The sequence below is a fragment of the Polyangium sorediatum genome (genome assembly GCF_029946465.1).
In the GTDB taxonomy this organism is placed as follows: domain Bacteria; phylum Myxococcota_A; class Polyangia; order Polyangiales; family Polyangiaceae; genus Polyangium; species Polyangium fumosum.
Map to the genome: position 1 here is coordinate 446,002 of NZ_JARZHI010000002.1, position 18,873 is coordinate 464,874.

At 65.9% G+C, this 18,873-nt stretch carries 14 protein-coding genes; 8 read left to right on the top strand and 6 right to left on the bottom strand.

Annotated features, from left to right (window positions below):
- Window positions 1-140: 140 nt before the first annotated feature.
- Both QHF89_RS04020 and QHF89_RS04025 read right to left on the bottom strand, forming a co-directional pair.
- Entirely contained in the window at window positions 141-920 is a 780-nt protein-coding gene (locus QHF89_RS04020; protein WP_136965978.1) for an energy transducer TonB, read from the bottom strand.
- A 240-nt stretch (window positions 921-1,160) separates the two neighbouring features.
- Window positions 1,161-1,937 carry a hypothetical protein gene (locus QHF89_RS04025; RefSeq protein ID WP_136965977.1) on the bottom strand — a complete coding sequence of 259 codons (777 nt, stop codon included), beginning with the start codon at window positions 1,935-1,937 and terminating at the stop codon, window positions 1,161-1,163.
- 118 nt (window positions 1,938-2,055) lie between these two features.
- On the opposite strand from QHF89_RS04025, the gene QHF89_RS04030 reads away from it, so the two are divergent.
- Window positions 2,056-3,507 (top strand): amidohydrolase family protein, encoded by a 1,452-nt coding sequence (locus QHF89_RS04030; protein ID WP_284720021.1) that lies wholly within the window; start codon window positions 2,056-2,058, stop codon window positions 3,505-3,507.
- 315 nt (window positions 3,508-3,822) lie between these two features.
- On the opposite strand, the gene QHF89_RS04035 is transcribed toward QHF89_RS04030, so the two are convergent.
- Complete coding sequence (locus QHF89_RS04035) at window positions 3,823-3,999, bottom strand: hypothetical protein (RefSeq protein WP_284720022.1); 177 nt, start codon at window positions 3,997-3,999, stop codon at window positions 3,823-3,825.
- Here QHF89_RS04035 and QHF89_RS04040 point away from each other — a divergent pair.
- Complete coding sequence (locus tag QHF89_RS04040; RefSeq protein ID WP_284720023.1) at window positions 3,998-4,474, top strand: cellulose binding domain-containing protein; 477 nt, start codon at window positions 3,998-4,000, stop codon at window positions 4,472-4,474. The two genes, QHF89_RS04035 and QHF89_RS04040, sit on opposite strands and share 2 nt — an antisense overlap.
- Before the next feature lie 60 nt (window positions 4,475-4,534).
- Here QHF89_RS04040 and QHF89_RS04045 read toward each other — a convergent pair whose 3' ends face one another.
- Window positions 4,535-5,608 carry a fibro-slime domain-containing protein gene (locus tag QHF89_RS04045; RefSeq protein WP_136965975.1) on the bottom strand — a complete coding sequence of 358 codons (1,074 nt, stop codon included), beginning with the start codon at window positions 5,606-5,608 and terminating at the stop codon, window positions 4,535-4,537.
- 249 nt (window positions 5,609-5,857) lie between these two features.
- On the opposite strand from QHF89_RS04045, the gene QHF89_RS04050 reads away from it, so the two are divergent.
- From QHF89_RS04050 to QHF89_RS04075, 6 genes are all read left to right on the top strand, one after another.
- A complete protein-coding gene (locus QHF89_RS04050; RefSeq protein ID WP_284720024.1) occupies window positions 5,858-6,856 on the top strand; it encodes a fibro-slime domain-containing protein in 999 nt (332 codons plus the stop codon).
- A gap of 107 nt (window positions 6,857-6,963) precedes the next feature.
- The gene (locus tag QHF89_RS04055) at window positions 6,964-9,387 is read left to right on the top strand and encodes an extracellular solute-binding protein (protein ID WP_284720025.1); all 2,424 of its coding nucleotides are present in this window, start codon (window positions 6,964-6,966) and stop codon (window positions 9,385-9,387) included.
- A gap of 3 nt (window positions 9,388-9,390) precedes the next feature.
- Entirely contained in the window at window positions 9,391-10,257 is an 867-nt protein-coding gene (locus QHF89_RS04060; RefSeq protein WP_136965973.1) for a carbohydrate ABC transporter permease, read from the top strand.
- A gap of 108 nt (window positions 10,258-10,365) precedes the next feature.
- Entirely contained in the window at window positions 10,366-11,436 is a 1,071-nt protein-coding gene (locus QHF89_RS04065; protein ID WP_136965972.1) for a GntR family transcriptional regulator, read from the top strand.
- Between the two features lie 103 nt (window positions 11,437-11,539).
- On the top strand, window positions 11,540-12,661 hold the full coding sequence (locus tag QHF89_RS04070; protein ID WP_136928050.1) for an ABC transporter ATP-binding protein: 1,122 nt from the start codon (window positions 11,540-11,542) through the stop codon (window positions 12,659-12,661).
- Between the two features lie 232 nt (window positions 12,662-12,893).
- On the top strand, window positions 12,894-15,386 hold the full coding sequence (locus tag QHF89_RS04075) for a glycoside hydrolase family 31 protein (RefSeq protein WP_136965971.1): 2,493 nt from the start codon (window positions 12,894-12,896) through the stop codon (window positions 15,384-15,386).
- A gap of 9 nt (window positions 15,387-15,395) precedes the next feature.
- Here QHF89_RS04075 and QHF89_RS04080 read toward each other — a convergent pair whose 3' ends face one another.
- Window positions 15,396-17,237 carry a carbohydrate-binding protein gene (locus QHF89_RS04080; RefSeq protein WP_284720026.1) on the bottom strand — a complete coding sequence of 614 codons (1,842 nt, stop codon included), beginning with the start codon at window positions 17,235-17,237 and terminating at the stop codon, window positions 15,396-15,398.
- Window positions 17,238-17,301: 64 nt separating this feature from the next.
- Entirely contained in the window at window positions 17,302-18,873 is a 1,572-nt protein-coding gene (locus QHF89_RS04085; protein ID WP_284720027.1) for a hypothetical protein, read from the bottom strand.

The following is an 18,873-nucleotide window of genomic DNA, read 5'->3' on the forward strand; positions in this document are numbered from 1 at the left end:
CCCGCGAGGCGTGGCGTATGGACGCGCCTTGCGCCCCCGCGAAAAAGCGTGAAATCGCGGGGTTCGAGGCGCAAACGAGGCGGCGGTGGACGCGGCGCGGGCCGGAGGAGCGGCCGTTTGGAAGAATCTTGCGGAGGTGCTCAGCGCATGAATCGGATCCGGATCGGCCCCAGCGACGCCTGGATCGGCTGCCCATCCCGGTCCAGCGCGGGCCTATAATGGTGCTGCGCCGCGCAGAACCGGGCCTGCGCGCCGAAGCCGTGGCCCGGATCGGACACCACCTCGACACGCTGCGCGCGGCCGTCCGCGCGCACGAGGATCCGCAGCTCCACCACCACGTTCCGGATCCCCGCCGCTTCGGCTTCCGACGGGAAATCGCAGTCCCACGCGCGATCCCCGTGGAGCGACGCCGGGCGGGATCGATCGGGCGACTGCGGCGGGGACGGGGGCGACGGCGCGCCGCCCCCGCGCGAGGACCGGCGCGCCGCACGAAGCCCCGCGCCGAACCTCGACACGAGGCCGGTGCCTTCGCCAATGCCGCTCACGAACGTCACGGCCGAAAGATCCGGCAGACCCTGCTGCACCAGCACTGGCGGCGCTGCCATCGGGACGGGCTCCGGCTCCTCGGGGGCCTCCTTCGGCGGGCTATCGGCGGAATCCTTTTGCGGAGGCCGCGGCGACTGCATCGCCATGGGCCGGGGCGTGGGCGGCAGTTCCTCCGGCGGTTCGGGCGCGGGCTTTTCGGCAGGCGGCGGCGGCTCGACCGGGACCTCGAACGGATCGAGCTGCGCCTGGATCGCCTCGCGCAATTCGCGTGCTTTGGCGCGGCCCTCGTCGTGCAGATATCCCGCGCAAAACAGCGCCCCATGCGCGGCGGCGGCCGCGAGCAGCCAGCCCACGCGCAGGGGTCCTTCATCCACGGGATCACTCCCGCAGCAAGCCCCGGGCCAGCTCAGCCCGCCCGACAAACGGCCGTGGCGCCCGTGAGGTGCCAGCGACACGTTGCGCAAGTTGCGCAAATCCGCTGCGCGATCTGCGCAGGGAGACGCCGACGCACACCCCGGAGGCGAAGACGCCGTGAACCCTTCGTTGTGACGCCGTCGTGACCCTGTCACGAGCGCATGACACCTGCTGTCATCCCCTCGTGTCAATGCCTGCTGCTAAAAGCCGAGGTGCATCAACCTCCAGCCGTCGGGGACACGATAGAGGATGGCCGCCGCGTCGCCGCTGTCGAGCAGCAGCCCGTCGCCGACGGCGTCCGGCGCAGGGGATTCGACGGTCCTCTTGCCGATCTGCCCGACGAAGACGGGGGCGCCATTGCGGAGCTTCAGGGGTCGTAGCTCCCAGCGCCGGATCCAGCCGAGGTCGGCGTCGATCTCCTCCGGGGGCCCTGGCGCGTCCGGCGCGGCGCCGACGTCGGGCACCTCCGTCTTTGTCCAGTATTTTTTCCCCAGGCTCCCTCCGCCGAGCAGCTCGACGGGGTTCGTCCCCAAGAAAACGGCGATTCCCACGACGCCCGCGCGGTTGCGCACGAACACCACGTCGTCGGGGTGGCCGTCGCCGTCGAGATCACCTTGCACGGTACATGGGCCTGACGGCGCGACATCACAGGCGATGTGGTGATCGGTGAGCTCGTAGCTTAGCCGGATCACGATGTCATTCGGGTGCTCCCGTTGGGTCCGCGTGCCTCGTTCCTCCGCGTCCGGGCCCCCCTCGTCGGCGGTTTTCTTGGCGGCCGCATCGCCGGCCCCCTCGAGCACCGCGGGCTTGGAAACACCCACCGACGGTTTTGGTTCTGGCGGAGGCGTCGGCGTGCAGGCGCAGAGCGCGGGCGCGGTGAAGGCCAGGAGGAAGACAGGGAGCCGATATCCGATTTGAAATACCGTTCGCTGCCGGCGAAACAGGTATCCGTGCAGGTCATGCCGTTCGTCGCTCACGGCCGGAGCATAACACAACCCGACGGTGTTTTCCGGTACCTCCGGATGAGCGCCCATGGTAGGGACGCGCGTCGCGCAGGTTCTCCGTTTCCCCACGCCGCTTTCCTTGCATGAACCCATGAAAAACGCTGGTGCCATCGGGGCCTTGCTGGCTGCAATGACGTTCTTTTCGGGCTGCGGTGGAGCGTCCGGGACAGCTCCCGTCGGCCCGCCGCGCGCCTCCACGGCGAGCGGCGGAGGCACGCCTCCGATCGCGAGCGTTTGCCCTGCGGCGGAGTCGATTCCCGATCAAAGCAGCTCGACGGTGGCCTCTCTTCCGGCGGCCCTCCCCGCGCCCACGTTCACGGGGACGGCTGGAAAAGGCCTCTATCTGCTCAAGCCGGCGCGCGTCTTCGACGGCGACACCACGCGCCCGCACGAGGGCTGGGTGATCGTGGTGCGCGGCAACCGTATCGAAGCGGCGGGGCCGGAAGCGCAGGTGCAGGCGCCCAAGGACGCGGTGGTCGTCGATTTGCCGAACACGACGCTCTTGCCTGGGCTCATCGAGGGGCATTCGCATTTCCTGTTGCATCCTTACGACGAAGCCTCCTGGGACAAACAGGTGGCCCGGGAGCCGCTCACGCTGCGCGTCGCCCGCGCGACGAACCATGCGCGCAGCACCCTCCTCGCCGGCTTTACCACGGTCCGTGATCTCGGGACGGAAGGGGCAGGGTATGCCGACGTCGGGCTCAAGCAGGCCATCGATCAGGGAATCATCCCGGGCCCGCGGATGATCGTCACGACGAAGGCCATCGTCGCCACGGGCAGTTATGGCCCGAAGGGGTTTGATCCTGGTTTCCACGTGCCGCAGGGCGCAGAGGAAGCCGATGGGCACGATTCGCTCCTGCGCGTCGTGCGGGACCAGATCGGGCACGGTGCCGATTGGATCAAGGTCTATGCGGACTACTATTGGGGGCCCGGCGGCGAGGCGCGGCCGACGTTTTCGGTCGAGGAGCTTCGGCTCATCGTGGAGACGGCGCGTTCGAGCGGCCGGAGCGTCGCGGCGCACGCGACCTCGGCCGAAGGAATGCGGCGCGCGGCCCTCGCCGGGGTCGACACGATCGAGCACGGCGACCAGGGAACGCCGGACGTCTTCAAGCTCATGGCCAAGAACCACGTCGCGTTTTGCCCGACGCTCGCGGCAAGCGAGGCCTTCGCGCGTTATCAGGGCTGGAAGAAGGGCAGCACGCCCGAACCCGAGAGCCTCACGAAGAAGCGCAAGGTCTTCAAGGCGGCCCTCGACGCAGGGGTGAGCATCGTCAACGGGAGCGACGTCGGCGTCTTCGCGCACGGAGACAATGCCCGAGAGCTCGAGCTGCTCGTGGAGTACGGCGCGACGCCGGTTGATGCCTTGCGCGCGGCGACGGCCCGTGGGGCGAAGCTCTTGCACCTCGACGCGGCGATCGGCGCGGTGGCGGCCGGCAAGCTGGCGGATCTGATCGCGGTCGAGGGGGATCCCACGCGGGACATCGCGGCGCTCCGGAATGTCCGGTTCGTGATGAAGGGAGGGGCCATCTACAGGGCCCCTTGAAGCTTCGCGAGGCGCGCATAACCACGCCGTAGTAAATGGTCTTTTCTGACCGTGTTTCTGATTTGTTTCGCCGAAGCAACGTGATAGTGCGGATCTCGTTATGCCATAAGGAGGTCCCATGAACCCTTGCGCGAGCCGTGGCTGGCATGTCCTCCCCTCTTCAGCCCGAACGAGATCGCGTGGGAGAACCGCCGCGCTCCTGCTCATATCGACGCTCATTCTCGCGAGCTGTGCCGAGGGGCTCACGGGCGAGCCCGAAAACCAGAGCGCCGGTGCTGGCGCCGGGACCGGCTCCGGCGGCGCGGGAGGAGCCGGTCAGGGAGGCGCGTCGAGCTCGTCCGCGTCGTCGAGCTCGTCTGCATCGTCGAGCTCGTCCTCATCATCGAGTTCGTCTGCGTCGTCGGGCGCGGGAGGGAGTGGCGGGGGTGGCGGCGCGGGGGGCGCCGGCGGGGGCGGCGGCGCGGGCGGCGCTGGCGGCGGCCCGACCGGCATGGTGGTTCAGTACAAGGTGGAGATCAGCGCCGCCACGAGTGCGGCCATCGGCTCCCAGTTCTGGATCGTCAACAACGGCAACGAGCCGGTGAACCTCAATGATCTGACCCTTCGTTATTACCTGACCAATGAAGTCGCTGCGACGCTCATGAAGACCGTCAACTGGGCGAATGTCGGCGTCGTGGGTGGCGCCAACGCGGGTTTTCCGACGGGTAATATCAGCGTCGAGGTCGTGCCGATGGCCATGCCCGTGGCGTCTGCCGATACGTACCTGGCGTTCGGCTTCACGGGCGGCACCATGCTCTCGCCCGGCTCCCGCCTGCAGTTCTCGTGGACCGTTCAGAACTTCATGTCCCAGAGCTTCACGCAGACCGGGGACCATTCGTTCAACGCTGCGGCCTCGATGCAGATGGATTGGGCGAACGTGGTGCTGATGTACCAAGGTCAATCGGTGGTGTGGGGCATCGAGCCCTGACGGACGACCGAGAGCCCCTGTTCCCCGGCCACGGCGTGTTCGTGGCCGGGGAACACGTTTTTACTTGGGGACTTCCGGCCCACAATTCACGAACGAGAGGTTCGTGTCGATCCGGAACGTCGACTCGGGCGTGTGCCGCTCCGCGTGGAAAAGGTCGAGCGGGTACACCTTCCCTTTCACGAGGCCGAGCTGCTCGGCGGACGTGTCGAGGACGACCGCGGTCGATCCCTTCGGGTGAAGGCCACCCAGATCGACGGCGAGCTTTCCGTTGATGAAGACCCACACATCGTCGTCTCCCTCGAACAGGAAGGTCTCGCCGCCATTGTATTGGAACCGCGTGTGCAGCTCCGTGGTAAAGCTGAAGTTGCGGATCACGCCTTCCTTGTCGACGCCCGAGTTGCCCCAGCCCGCGCTGTCGAGCGGAAAGAAGGACAGGCTCTGGAAGGTGAAGAGCCCGCCCGGCTGGGGAGCGAGCCACAACTGGAGCAGGTAGGGCTTGTTCACGTTCGCCGTGTCGCGATACCATTGATCGAAGTTTGCCTTCGTCGTCGTCTCGGGCCCGAAGGGGCACGTCGGCGGCGGGGCCGGGTGACCTTCTTCGCACTGCGACGCGTAGACGGGCTTGCCGTCGGGGCCGAGGATCGGCTCCACGAGGCCCTTCGTGATATCGTTGCCGTACAAGGGGCCCTCGAAGTCGACGTGCCCGCCCGCCTCGCTCCTGCCTTTGAAGTCACGAACGATGGCCACCAGGACATTGCCGCACGCCTCGTTCTCGTTCGGGCCTCCGCCCCCATTGCCCGAGCCCTCGCTGGTCGGCCCTCCGAGCTTGTAGCCCCCCACCTCCGTCGCGAGGAAGGCCGGGGGCAACGTCTCGACGATGCCGCCGTCCTCTTCCGTGCCCCCGTCCGGAATGGCGAGTCCTCCCACGCCGACGGAGATATCCCCCCCGGCGCCGCCGGTGCCGCCGGTGCCGCCGCCGCCCGTGCCGCTGCCGCTGCCGCCGCTTCCGGTCGTGTTGGCGCCGGAGGTCGCGCTGCACGCGGCGCACGAAAGGAGACACGCATAGACGAGCGCGCGCGTCCCCGCGGCGCGGCGCCGATTCAGCACGGGCTGCATACGCTTGATCCGATCCATGGTGAAGCCCCCAATCGAGTGGACTGCCGTTCAGCCCTAACAACACGAGATGGTCGCGATCCATCAAATTCGTAGTCAATGGCTCGGTTTTACCGACGCGGCCACGAGGAGCGATCCATATGGAATTTTCGCGCCGATTCGTCGCGTGATCCTGACGCAATGCGGCGCAGAGACGATCTGTTCGCGGAGCGGATGGTAAAAGTACGCAATGTACTGATCATTGACCTGAGTTTGTTTATCGTTCCACACATGCTTCGACGCCCGCTCCTCTTCGCTTCTCTGAGTGTTGCAATCCTCGGCTTGATCGCCTGCAGCGCCACACCTGCCGGGCAAGGAGGGAGTGGAGGCAGCAGCAGCGGCAGCGGGGGGAGCTCGAGCGGTGGCTCGGGTGGCGAAGGGGGGCTCATCCTCGTAGGCAGCGGCGGGAGCGGGGGCGAGGGCGGGCCGGACAAACCGCCTCCGAAGATTGACGAGACGTTGCCTGCGGGTTTTACCGCTGAGACGACCTATGGCGGCTGGAAGATCCTCGGGCCGCTCGCTGATTTCAACGAGCCGAGCCAGAACGTCTGCGCCAACGTGCTACGCGCCATCGCGCGCGACTTCACGCAGGCGCACATCGACTTCGGCGAAGAGAAGCCGGCGTCGTGGATCGATCCCGGCCTCTACACAGGGCAGATCCTCCCGCTCCTCCCCGCCGACCGCAAGCCCGACATCAACCCCGCGCGTATGCCGCTCGACGTGATCGAGTCCTTCGACGATTGGTACAGGAACGTCGCCGGCGTGAACGTGCCTTACGTGATGGATTTGTGGCTCCAGCCCGACCCGGAAAAGGAGGGGTACTTCCTGTTCGACTCGAACAGCTTCTTCCCGCTCGACAAGTTCAACACCTCGCCGGGGGACGTGCAGATCGGCGGCAACGACGTCGGCCCGCACAACTTCCTGTTCACGATCGAGCTGCACACCGCGTTCGAGTACAAGGGCGGCGAGGTCTTCAACTTCCGCGGCGACGACGACGTGTTCGTGTTCATCAACGACAAGCTCGCGGTGGACATCGGAGGTATCCACGGTCCGCTCACGGGCAACGTGAACCTCGACGTGCGCGCGGCCGAACTCGGGATCACGGTGGGCAACGTCTACAAGCTCGACCTCTTTCAGGCCGAGAGAAACCCCGGCGGCTCCAACTTCCGCATCGAGACGAGCCTCGATTTCCGAGAGTGTGGGATCCTGCCGGACGACGTCCCGAAGTGACCCGCTCGCGGGCGGCGGCGGGGCGCCTCCCTCGTCCCGGTAAACACTCGAATTTGACCCAGTTTTCGATTGTATTCTCGGCCCCTGCGTGGCTAGAGTCCCGCGCCATGCGCCGTTGCTCGTCGGATCGCCTCGACGTTCAGCAATGGGCGGCCCCCGCCCGCCTGGCGGCGCCCTTCGCCCGTGCCTCTCGGTCGAGCAGCGCTCGGCCGCGACGTACCCTCGTCGCGCTCCTCTCGGTGCTCGCCATTGCGCTCTGCTCGTTGATCTCCCCCGCCGTACGCGCGCAGGGGTCGCCCCCGCCGTCGCCCGAGGGGCGCGTGCGGGTGAGCTACTGGGAGAAATGGACCGGCATGGAGAAGGAGGCGATGGAGTCCGTCCTTCAGGACTTCCATCGCTCGCAATCCAGGATCTGGGTCGATTACCAGTCCGTCTCCCAGTACCAGCACAAGACGCTGATCGCGACGGCGGGCGGCGACCCGCCGGACATCGCGGGGCTGCTCGCGGCCGACATCGCCGACTTTGCCGAGAAAAACGCGCTCGTCCCGCTCGACGAGCTCATGCGCGGTACACACCTCGACCGCGAGAGCTTCTTGCCGGTGTACTGGGACATGGGCGTTTATCGGGACCACGTATGGGCTGTCGTCTCCGTGCCCAACGTGGTGAGCCTCTACTGGAACAAGGATCTCTTCGCGAAAGCGGGGCTCGATCCGGATCGCCCGCCGCGCACCATCGCCGAGCTCGACGCGATGGCGGAGAAGCTCACGGTCGTCGAGGGTGGCAGGATCGCGCAGCTCGGGTTCATGCCGGCCGACACGAACTGGTGGCCTTATGGCTGGGGTTTCTGGTTCGGCGCGCGGCTCTGGGATGGAGGGGCGAACATCACGATTGATTCGCCGGAGAACGTCCGGGCGTTTTCCTGGTTCCAGGGCTACGGGAGGCGCCACGACGCCGGGCAGCTCCAGAATTTCACGAGCTCGTTCGGCAATTTCGCTTCGGCGCAGAACCCGTTCTTGAGCGGCAAGCTCGCGATGGTGCTCCAGGGGATCTGGATGGGGAACTTCATCCAGAAGTTCAGCCCCGAGATGCGCTGGGGCGCCGCGGCGTTCCCCTCCGAGAAAGAGGGCGGACCGCCGGTCGCCATCGCCGACGCCGACATGCTGGTGATCCCGAGCGGCGCCAAACACCCGAACGAGGCCTTCGAGTTTCTCGAATACCTCACGCAGCAAGGTCCCATGGAAAAGCTCTGCCTGGGACAACGGAAGCTCTCGCCGCTCCGCAGCGTGAGTCCGGAGTTTTACCGGGCGCACAAGAACCCCTTCATCAAGAGCCTCCAGGACCTCGCCGCGAGCCCGGGGGCGACGCCGCAGCCGCGGATCAGCGTCTGGAACGAGTACACCCTCGAGATTCGGAATGCATCGCAGCGGTTGTGGCTCGGGGAGGCGACGGCCGATCAGGCGCTCGGCGACGTCAAGACAGTCGTGCAGAAATCATGGGACCGCCATCGCCATCGGCAAGACGCCGTGCCGTCGCGCTGGCTCTCCGTTCTCCCCTTCGGCCTGATCGGGCTCCTTGGCGTGGGGCTCGTCGGGGCCGCCCGGCGCGAGCGGAGGAGGCTCGCCAAGGTGAGCGGCGTCGAGAAGCCGGTGCGCTCGAATGCCTCGTTGCGGAAGGGGCTCGCGTTTTTCTCCCCCTGGGGCATCGGGCTCCTCGTGTTTCTCGCCTATCCGGTGGCGTCGTCGATCGTCTATAGCTTTTGCGATTATTCCGTCCTGTCGCCGCCGCGGTGGATCGGGCTTCAGAACTTCGTTGATCTCTTTCAGGACGAGGTGTTCTGGATCGCGCTGAAGAACACGCTGATCTACGTGGTCATCGCGCTCCCGCTCGGGCTCACCGTGGCGCTGTTCTTTGCGCTCCTGCTCGACGCCAAGCTGCGGGGATCGAGCATTTACCGCACGCTCCTCTTTTTGCCCACGCTCGTCCCGGTGGTCGCGGGGGCGACGATCTGGATCTGGATGCTGAACGGCGAGTTCGGCGTCATCAACCATTTCTTGCACGAGGCGAGCTTCGGGCTCTTTCCGAAGACCTCCTGGCTCGCCGAGCGGCGCTTCGCGTTGCCGTCGTTGATCCTGGTGAGCACGTGGACCGTCGGACAGACCGTGTTGACGCTGCTCGCCGCGATGCAGGACGTGCCGCGCTCGATCTACGAAGCCGCCGACATCGACGGCGCGAGCTTCTGGCAGAAGATCCGCCACGTCACGATCCCCATGATCTCGCCAGTCATTTACTTCAATGCGATCATGGGCATCATCGGCGCCCTGCAGGTGTTCGCGACGCCCTACATCATGACGGCGGGCGGCCCCGCGCGGGCGACGTTGTTTTATACGCAGCGCATGCATGAGAATGCGTTCTACTTCCTACGCATGGGTTACGCCTGCGCCATGGCGTGGATCCTGTTTCTGGTCGTGCTTGGATTGACCGCGCTGGCGCACCGGCTCGGGCATACCCGCGTCCACTATGGAGGGGCGTGAACCATGGCCGCCGCAGATTCCCCCTTCAGCAGCACGTTTCGCCAGCGACCGTGGTCGAGGGCCGTCGTTCATGTCCTGCTCATCGTCGGCTCGCTGGTGTTCGTCTTTCCCGTCTTGTGGATGCTATCCACTTCGCTCAAGCCCATCGAGCAAACGCTGACCCCCGACCCCGTGTGGCTCCCGCGCCCCATCGAGTGGCGGAACTACGCCGCGACCATCGAGTACATCCCGTTCCTCCGGTACGCGCTCAACACGGTGTTCGTTTGCACGCTCGCGACGATCGGGACGACGTTGTCGAGCGCGCTCGTGGCGTTCAGCTTCACGCGCCTCGAATGGCCGGGGCGAAACCTGATGTTCGGCCTGACCCTGGCGACGATGATGGTGCCCTTCCCGGTCGTCATGGTGCCGCTTTATAGCGTCTACCGAACGCTCGGCTGGATTGGCACCCTGAAGCCGCTCTGGGTGCCCACCTTTTTCGGCAGCGCCTTCAGCATCTTTCTGCTGCGGCAGTTCTTCATGCGAATCCCGAAGAGCCTGCCGGAGGCCATGACCCTCGACGGCGCCTCGGAGTTTCGCATCTTCTGGCAAATGTACCTGCCGCTCTCCAAGGCGCCGCTCGTGGTCGTCGCGTTCTTTCAGCTCATGTACTCGTGGAATGACCTCTTGGGCCCCCTCCTGTTCCTCACCGATCAGAGCACATACACGCTGACGTTGGGACTTCAGGCGTACCAGAGCCAGGAAGGCGGAACCCAGTGGCACTACTTGATGGCCGCCTCGGTCATGACCACGCTGCCGATCGTCGTCCTCTTCTTCATCGTCCAGCGGGCCCTTTTTCAAGGCATGAGCTCGACGCAGAGCTTCGAAGGTTGAGCGAGACGACGACGTGATTACGCGGAGCGTCACCGAGGCACTGCCATGAGCCGACGACGAGCACCTTGCCCCGCAGGAGGACCGCCGTGATAGTCTGCGCGTCGGACCATGCCATCGCGAAAAGTCGAAGCCATCGCTCGACTGCTCAAAGAGCAGATCCTGGCAGGGCGCTACGCGCCAGGCTCGCGGCTGCCGACGTACGACGCGTTGATGGAGCAGTTCGGCGTCACGCGACCGACCGTCGTACGTGTGCTCGACACGCTCCGGGCAGAAGGTCTCCTCACGGTCAAGGGGCAGCGCAAGGTCTTCGTGACGCAGCGATTCCCGCATCACGACCGTTATGTGTGGGTCACGAGCGAGCAGCCGGGCTCGAACGAGTGGTCGCTGTTTTTATCCATCACCCACGAGGTCATCGAGCGGGGCGAGACCGGGATTGCCGGCCAGGTGAGCGCGCTCGTGGGCGTGGACGGCCGCGCCAACAACCCCGAGTACCGGCAGCTCTGCGAGGTGGAGGCGCGTGGATCGGCGGCGGGGGTATTGCTCGTCAACTCCGCGATGCTCTATCTGCTCCCCGTGCTGCAGAAGCCCGGGCTGCCGCGCGTCGCGATCGGGGCGCCGTTGCCACACGCGAGCCTGGTCACGCTCGACTTTGCGGGGTTGATCGAGCGGGCCTCGGCGCGCTTGCTGGAAAAGGGGCTGCGTATTGCCGTCATGTCACCGCACGCGCCGAAGCTCGCCGCAGCCCAGGAGTGTCTCGAAGGGTTTGGCCTGAAGCCCGACCGGTTGCTCACGGTGCACGCAGCGCCGATTGGGTGCGAGCGGTTGACCGAGCTGATGTTCGACCGCAGGAGCCGACCGGACGCGATCTTCGTCATGGACGACAACCTGATCCCGCCGGTGCTCGCGGGGCTCCAGCGCGCGAAGTTGAAAGCGGGCGAGGACGTCTACGTGCTCGCCCATTGCAACTGGCCGCGGCCGCTCGGTTTGTCGGAGGGCGTGGAGCACATCGGCTTCGACGTGAGGGAGGTCCTTTGCGCGGGCAAAGACCTCATCGACGCGCACCGCGAGGGTGCGCCGTGCCCCTCGCGCCTCATTCCAGCACGTTTTCTTGGAGAGTTGACGCGTCCTCTTTCCACGGCGACAGCCGCGAGCGTGGAAGAGGAAACAGTCCAGCCCTGACCCGCGTCATTGGCAGGCAACACCTCGAAGCGCCCTCGCGCGGCGCCGGGAGCTTCGCTCGCGTGCCGCGAGGGACGCGACGAACAGGGGGAGCGAGGCGAACATGGCCAGCGTGACGCTGAAGGACGTCGTGAAGGTCTACGAGGGCGGCGTCAAGGTCGTCGATGGCTTCAACCTGGAGATCGCCGATCGAGAGTTTGTCGTGCTGGTGGGGCCCTCCGGCTGCGGAAAGTCGACCACGCTCCGGATGATCGCCGGGCTCGAAGAGCTCAGCTCCGGCACCATCAAAATCGGCGACCGTGTCGTGAACGACGTGCCACCGAAGGATCGCGACATCGCGATGGTGTTCCAGAGCTACGCGCTCTACCCGCACATGACGGTCTACGAGAACATGGTCTTCGCGCTCAAGCTGCGCGGGCTCGACGCGGCCGTGATTCACGAGAAGGCGATGCGCGCGGCCAAGATCCTCGGGATCGAAGGATTGCTCGATCGCAAGCCGAAGGCGCTCTCCGGCGGGCAACGGCAGCGGGTCGCCGTGGGGCGCGCCATCGTGCGTGAGCCGAAGTGTTTTCTCTTCGACGAGCCGCTCTCCAACCTGGACGCGAAGCTCCGCGTGCAGATGCGCGCGGAGATCAAGCAGCTCCACATGAGCCTCCATGCGACCACCGTCTACGTGACCCACGATCAGGAAGAAGCGATGACGCTCGGAGATCGTGTGGTCGTGATGAAGGACGGGGTGATTCAGCAATGTGACGGCGCCCTGGAGATCTACCACAACCCGGCCAATCGTTTCGTCGCCGGGTTTCTCGGGAGCCCGCCGATGAACTTTTTCGAAGGGCAGCTCGTGCGGGAGGGGGATCGCTTGCTCTTCGACGAGGGGACGGCGAAGGTTTCGGTACCGTCGTGGGCGAGCGCCGAGCTCGCGCCGCGCGCCGGGGCGGCCGTCGTGATGGGCGTGCGGCCGGAGGCGATGTCGGACCAGGCGAGCGCGCGTTTTGCGACCGCGGAGAATGCGATCCCGATGCGCGTCACGCTGATTCAACCCCTGGGGGACAAGATGGACGTGGTCCTCGCGACCGAGCGTCACCCGCACGCCGTCGCGCACGTCGACGCGCACGCGGGGATTCGTGTCGGCGAGACCTTGCCGGTCTTCATCGATACGGAGCGCGTGCATTTTTTTGCGCCCGGCGCGGTCGGGGAGCGAATCGCGACGCGGCGTCGATAGAAACGAAATCATAGCGAACCATTTGTTGTGCGGCGACGGCGCGCGCATTCGCGCGTCGACGCGCCGCGCGCGTCCGCTCGTTCGGATGGCGTGATGCGGCAGAGAACGCTTGGTAAACAGGGATAGTTAATCATGAATCCGCCTTGACTCATTTCGGGTCGGGCAATAAAACACGAAGAGTTCGCTCGAACCGAGGCGCGGCCTCGAGGCGTCGGGCGAACAGAGGAGCGTCATGGTGCGAAAGACGATCGACTGCACGGACTACGTCCCGCTGGGCGACGTCGACTGGGTCGAGCAGACAGAGCGCGGCCTTCTCCTCGGCGTCGGCGAGGAGAAGGTGCGGGTCGACGTGCTTTTTCCTGACGTATTGCGCCTGAAGATCTCCCAGGCGGGTTCTTTTGACGAGAGCCCGACGTTCGCGGCGTGCTTTGAAATGCCGGCGCCGCCGCCGTTCGAGGTCAAAGATACGCCCAACGAGATCCTCGTCGAGACGGCCCGCATCCGCCTTCGTATCTCGAAGCGGCCGTTCGCGATGGACGCCTATCGCGAGGACGGCTCGGTGATCTTCGAGGATTACCGCGACGACGAGGGCCACGCGCGGGGGTATGTGCAGCTCAATGATGCATTTGTCGTGACGCGGCGGCTTTCCCCGCGTGATTCGATCTATGGGCTCGGCGAAAAAACGGGCCCGTTCGATCGGCGTGGCCAGAATTATGCGCTCTGGAACACGGACATCCTGCATCCGGACGTGCTCCGCCTGAACCACCTGTACGAAGCCGACCACACGCTGTCGGGCAAGAGCACGGAGTTCGACCCCTACTACACGTCGATCCCGCTCTTTTACCATTGCAGCTCCACGGACGACGCAGCGAGGGTCGCGGGATTTTTTGTTGACAACGGCTACAAGGGGAACTTCGAGTTCTCCGGGGAGCAATCCTACCGGTATGCCTTCGCCGGCGGACAGTACACCGAGTACGTCTTCGCCGGTCCGGATCTGCGCGGAGCGCTCCGCGCGTACACGTTCGTCACGGGGCGGATGGCGGCGCCGCCGATCTGGGCGCTCGGTCATCATCAGTGCCGATATCACCACTACACGGACGAGGAGATCTCCGCCATCGGTCGGCAATATCGAGACCGCGGCATCCCGTGCGATGTGCTTTGGCTCGACATCGGCTACATGGATGGCTACCGCGTGTTCACCTGGCACCCGACCCGATACCCCGACGCGCCGCGCTTCCTGGACGCGCTGAAAGAGAGCCGGTTCCGTCTGGTCACGATCGTGGATCCCGGCGTGAAGGTCGAGCCGGGTTACCCGGTGTTCGACGAGGCCCGCGCGCGGAACCTGCTCTGCAAGACAGAATCCGGGAACCTCTATATTGGCAAAGTCTGGCCCGGGCGCAGCGCATTCCCGGACTTCGTCAAGCCGGAGGCCCGCGCTTGGTGGGCCTCGCTCGTCGCCCAGCACGTCGCCTCGGGCGTCGCCGGGATCTGGAACGATATGAATGAGCCCGCGACGGGCGACATCGAGCCGTTCGCCATGCGTTTCGATCGCGACGGGGAAGATCACCCCCACGAGCGTTATCACAACCAGTTCGCGCTCCTGATGGCCCGAGCCACGGCCGAAGGCCTCGCCGAGGCGCGGCCCGACCACCGTACCTTCGTCCTCAGCCGCGCCGGATCCGCGGGCATCCAGCGCTACGCGGCGCAGTGGCTCGGCGACAATTGCTCGAATTGGGAGCACCTCCAGATGAGCGTCCCGATGGCGCTCGCCATGGGCATCTCCGGGCAGCCCTTCATCGGCGCGGACATCCCGGGGTTCGTTTCGACGCCGAGCCCGGAGCTCGCCGCGCGCTGGGTCCAATGCGGGGCACTCACGCCGTTCTGCCGCTATCACAACCACTGGGGCGAGCCCGACCAATACCCCTGGTCGTTCGGTCCCGAGGTGGAAGCGATCTGCCGCCATGCGATCCAGCTCCGTTATCGCTTGCTGCCCTATCTCTACAGCGCGTTTTTCCAGGCGAGCGCGTCGGGGGATCCGATTGCGCGACCGCTCGTCTACGATTTTCAGCAGGATCCGCACGCGCGCGAGACGGACGACGCATATTTGCTCGGGGAGGCGCTGCTCGTCGCCCCCGTCTGCACGGAAGGCTGCACGGAGCGCCGGGTCTACCTCCCCGAGGGGACCTGGGTGGATTGGTACACGGAGGAGCGTCATGCCGGTGGACAGTTCATCACCGCGAAGGCGCCGCTCGATCGGATTCCGCTGTTCGCTCGCGGCGGATACGTCATCCCGAGCTACGAATCGGCCCCGGCGTCGACGATGGATCATGCGCCGGAGCGGCTCGTGCTTCACGTCTTCGTGCCGGACGAGGACGGCGAGTTTGTCTCGGAGCTCCACGAAGATGACGGTCTTACCCTCTCGTTCGCGCGCGGCGCCTATTATCGAACGATGTTCCGCCTCACGCGACGCGGCGCCGCGCTCTCGGTGTCGGCGGCGGTGACGGGGCGCGGCTTTCCCGAGTTTCGCAGGCACGCGCTGCGCCTCGTGTTCCACGGCTTCCGGGGCAAGGAGATCACGCTCGATGGCCAGACATTGCGCGTCGAGGACGGGGGCGTGGAGTTCGAGAATCGAGCCGAGAATTTCACGCTCGCGCTCGTGCTCGACGACGCGCGCAGCGCCGCGGTGCCTCGCGCAGAGCAAGCCGCTCTGCACGAGGCGCTCTGAACGGGCGCGTTACCAGCCCGCGTTTCCTGCGCCGGGCAGGATCTTGAACTGGCCCTGCGACTGATCGATCACGCCGACCGGGGCCTCGGTCGCCACGACATAGGCCGCGTCCATCGCTCCGTTCGAGCCGGGGCTCAGATGGAACGCGGCGGTTCGTGGCTTCTTGATGTTGACCTTGTTGAACCAGATGCTGTCCATCGCCGCCGGGCCCTCGATGTGAATGCCCGCGTGCGTCGGCTCGATGATCTCGAGGTCGTTCACGGTCACGTGCTGGAGCAGCCCCTGGGCGGCGTGGAGCTTGAAGGCGCCGTGCTCCTGGTTGTACGCGGAGCCGCCCGCGCGAAGCAGCGTGTTGCGCTCGATCCGCGTCATCCCGCTGAAGGGATGCGAGCCGAACTGCCGAGCGATCAGGATGCCGGGATATTGCACGACGTCGGCGCACACGTTGTCCTCGACGCTGATGTCCTCGCCGCCGTAAATCCCGAAGCAGTTCGCCATCCACGGCACCTGCACGAGGTTTTTCCGGAACACGTTCTTGCGGTTGAGCGCCCGGTCGGCGGGGGACCACGACGCGAAGGCGTCGTCTCCCGTGTTCCGCGCGTGCGTGTATTCGACGATGGAGTTGCTCGTTCCGCCGTAGAAGTTCACCGCGTCGGCAAACAAGTTGCGCATGCGGCAGTTGCGGATCACGAGACCATTCGTGTCGGCCCCCGTCCAGTAGCCGACCTTGACGTGCTCGACCCAGATGTTCTCGAGCAGCGAGCCCGAGCTGCCGTTGCCGCCGAACGCATTTTCCGGCGAGTCGTCCTTGCGCTGGATCGTGTCGCCGAACACGGAAAAGTCGTGATACTTGCAGTTGTTGCCCCAGCAGTCGAAGCGCGCGAAATAGCCAGAGACGGTCGTGTGCCACATGCCGGCGCCGCGGACCGTGATATTCGACAGGCTGAGCGGCTTGCTCAGGCTCCTGAACTCTCCCGGCGGCAGGTAGAGCCCCGCGTGCCCCTCGCCCTGCACGCGATCGATGCAATGTTGCAGGGCCCCGGAGTCGTCACTTGCGTCATTTGGCGTGCCCCCGCAATCGTCGATCAGGGAGAGATATCCCGCGGGCTTCGGGAGCGGGGGCGCGACCGTTTCCATGTCGACCAGATCGATCACGTACTCTGCCGCCGTGTCCGACGCGTCCTTTCGGAGCATGATGGTCGCGCCCGCCGGGATGTCGGAGAGCAGCGCCCGTGACTCGTCGAAGAAGTGATGCGGCACGCCGAGGCCATGGTTGTTCTGGTCGGGCTGGTTGAAATGGTTGTGATCACCGTAGGTCCACGCATAACGCGAGGTTACGGGCAGCTTGTGGCGGAGCTCGTCGTTCACGTACACGCTGAGCGTCGTCCAGAAATCGCTGCCGCCGTCCGGGATGGAGTACCGAACGACGATCGAATTCGACGGGCCTTGATTCTTGAAGCGCACGTAGTCGCCGACGTTGGAGAGCCGGACGGCTTGCCTGCCCGACGCCTCGGAGGCGACCGCTGTGAAGGCGCGGGTTGGCTCGAGCACGACGCCGTTCGTCTCCATGACCTCGGCCTCGTATTCGACGAACGGCGCCGCCGCGCCGCCCCCCGACGGCCCCGGGGGCTGTCCTCCCGCCCCGCCCGAGCCCGCGCCCTGGCCTCCGGCGCCGGCGGAACCGGCATCGCCGCCAGTCCCGCCGGCGCCGGCGCCGCTCCCGCCGCCCCCGATGCTCTCGCCGTTCCCGGCGGGGGGATCCGGGGCGGTCGAGCAGGCGACGTTGGCGAGGAGCCCCATGCCCACCGCCACGAGGATTCCGAAGGTCGACGAGAATGCGCGTGTTTTCATGGCACCCCACCTTGCAGAAGGTCGAAAGGAGATTCGGCGTTTGCCGGAGGAGAGCTCGGCGTCGTCACCACCACATGCTCCCCGAGAGCGAAATCATGTCCGCATCAGGGCTCAGCATGGGGTCGTCGACCGCCGGATACCCGCTCCGCACGACCGGGTTCGAGCCGTACACGAAGCGCGAATACTGGAGCACGACCTGATTGCGTGATTGCCAGTTGGTGCGGAAGATCAGGCGCGGCGAGATGATCGTGAACTCGCGCCCGTCGACGTTGCTCGTCGGTCGCACGTGGTCGAGGCGCAGGGAGGCGGCGAAAAACGACGCGAGCGTATAGGTGCCCTCGGCGCCGAATTTGACCTTGTGGTCCCCATTGTACGCGGGATCGTCGCTCTTGACGTGGGAATAGATCCCGAAGGCCGAGAGGAGGATGTCGCGGCTCTTCCCATCGTAGTCGCGCGGATAGAGGAGCAGGCGCGCGAGGCTCACGCCGTATTCGGCCCCGAGCGTGATGAGCTCGCCGGTTCCCCCGCTGTTCGGGCCGAGATAATTGCGCATCAGATCGGGCCCCCCTTGCGTGTTCATGACGGAGAGGATCCGGCCCACCGAGCGCGCGTCGGTGGCGTCCGTGTACGACGCGCCGACATAGACGTGGCCGAGGTGGCTCGCGGAGAAACGCATGTCCGCGCCGAGCACGGTGATCGTGCCGTCGGGCGTGAATGCTTGCGAGGCGCGATCGTCCTGGCTCCACGCGCGCATGTGATGAAGGCCGAGCGTGAGCTGGCGCCGGAAGGTGATCCCGAGGTGCTCGTGCATGACGAGGCTCGTGCCGGTGTTGGGATCGGCGAACCCGTTCCAGCCGTCGGTGGTGAGCCCGATCGGCGGCTTGTCGAGCTGCGCCTGGAAGCCTTGCTCGAATGCGAGCACCACGTTGCCGAGCGAGAGGCGCGCGACGATGTTCTCGCCGACGCCATTGGTGCGGCCGATGAGGGCTGTGCCGTAGCGTCCTTCGTCGTATTCGCCCATCGTGCCATAGCGGTTCGAGAACGCGCCCACGTTGATGGCGAAGTAGGTGTTTTTGGCCAGGTTGGGGAGGTTGAACGTGATGAAGGCGTCGGTGATGCCCCCCTGGAGCGTGGGATCGAAGAAGCTCGCCGCGGTGGTGGCCGTCCACGCCTTGATGATGGCCGTGCCGGTCACGATGGAGTTTCCGTACGAGAACGCGAGCTGCGCATACGGCTGTGGCACGACGGTCGTGCCCGCGAAGGAGTCGCGATAATCAGGCACCACGGGAGGCGCGTGGAGCACGAGGTTTTTCTGCTCGGTCGTCACGAATCCTTCGCGCTGGTTCAGCCCGAGCCGCAGCGGCATCGTGATGAGGCCGTGGAAGTCGAAGGCATAATCCTGCTCGCTCGCGGGCTTTTTCCCGTACGAAGGGCCGATTCCACCGGGCAAGGTGGCGACGACCGGCGTCCCGGGCGTGAGGCCGAGCCCCGTGTCCGAGGCGGCGGCATTCTCTTTCTCTTTGTCTTTTTCCTTGTCATCCTGGGCGTACGCGGCGCTCGTGACGAACGACAGGGTGCAGAGCGAAAGGAAGAGAGCGCGCGCCCCGCGTGCGCATGAACCCATGGGCTCCTTCAT

Excerpts from the sequence above, each read along its gene's own strand:
- QHF89_RS04030 (WP_284720021.1), top strand. The coding sequence starts at position 2,056 with ATGAAAAACGCTGGTGCCATCGGGGCCTTGCTGGCTGCAATGACGTTC.
- QHF89_RS04040 (WP_284720023.1), top strand. The coding sequence starts at position 3,998 with ATGGTGGTTCAGTACAAGGTGGAGATCAGCGCCGCCACGAGTGCGGCC.
- QHF89_RS04035 (WP_284720022.1), bottom strand. The coding sequence starts at position 3,999 with ATGCCGGTCGGGCCGCCGCCAGCGCCGCCCGCGCCGCCGCCCCCGCCG.
- QHF89_RS04045 (WP_136965975.1), bottom strand. The coding sequence starts at position 5,608 with ATGGATCGGATCAAGCGTATGCAGCCCGTGCTGAATCGGCGCCGCGCC.
- QHF89_RS04050 (WP_284720024.1), top strand. The coding sequence starts at position 5,858 with ATGCTTCGACGCCCGCTCCTCTTCGCTTCTCTGAGTGTTGCAATCCTC.
- QHF89_RS04055 (WP_284720025.1), top strand. The coding sequence starts at position 6,964 with ATGCGCCGTTGCTCGTCGGATCGCCTCGACGTTCAGCAATGGGCGGCC.
- QHF89_RS04060 (WP_136965973.1), top strand. The coding sequence starts at position 9,391 with ATGGCCGCCGCAGATTCCCCCTTCAGCAGCACGTTTCGCCAGCGACCG.
- QHF89_RS04065 (WP_136965972.1), top strand. The coding sequence starts at position 10,366 with ATGCCATCGCGAAAAGTCGAAGCCATCGCTCGACTGCTCAAAGAGCAG.
- QHF89_RS04070 (WP_136928050.1), top strand. The coding sequence starts at position 11,540 with ATGGCCAGCGTGACGCTGAAGGACGTCGTGAAGGTCTACGAGGGCGGC.
- QHF89_RS04075 (WP_136965971.1), top strand. The coding sequence starts at position 12,894 with ATGGTGCGAAAGACGATCGACTGCACGGACTACGTCCCGCTGGGCGAC.
- QHF89_RS04080 (WP_284720026.1), bottom strand. The coding sequence starts at position 17,237 with ATGAAAACACGCGCATTCTCGTCGACCTTCGGAATCCTCGTGGCGGTG.
- QHF89_RS04085 (WP_284720027.1), bottom strand. The coding sequence starts at position 18,873 with ATGAAGGAGCCCATGGGTTCATGCGCACGCGGGGCGCGCGCTCTCTTC.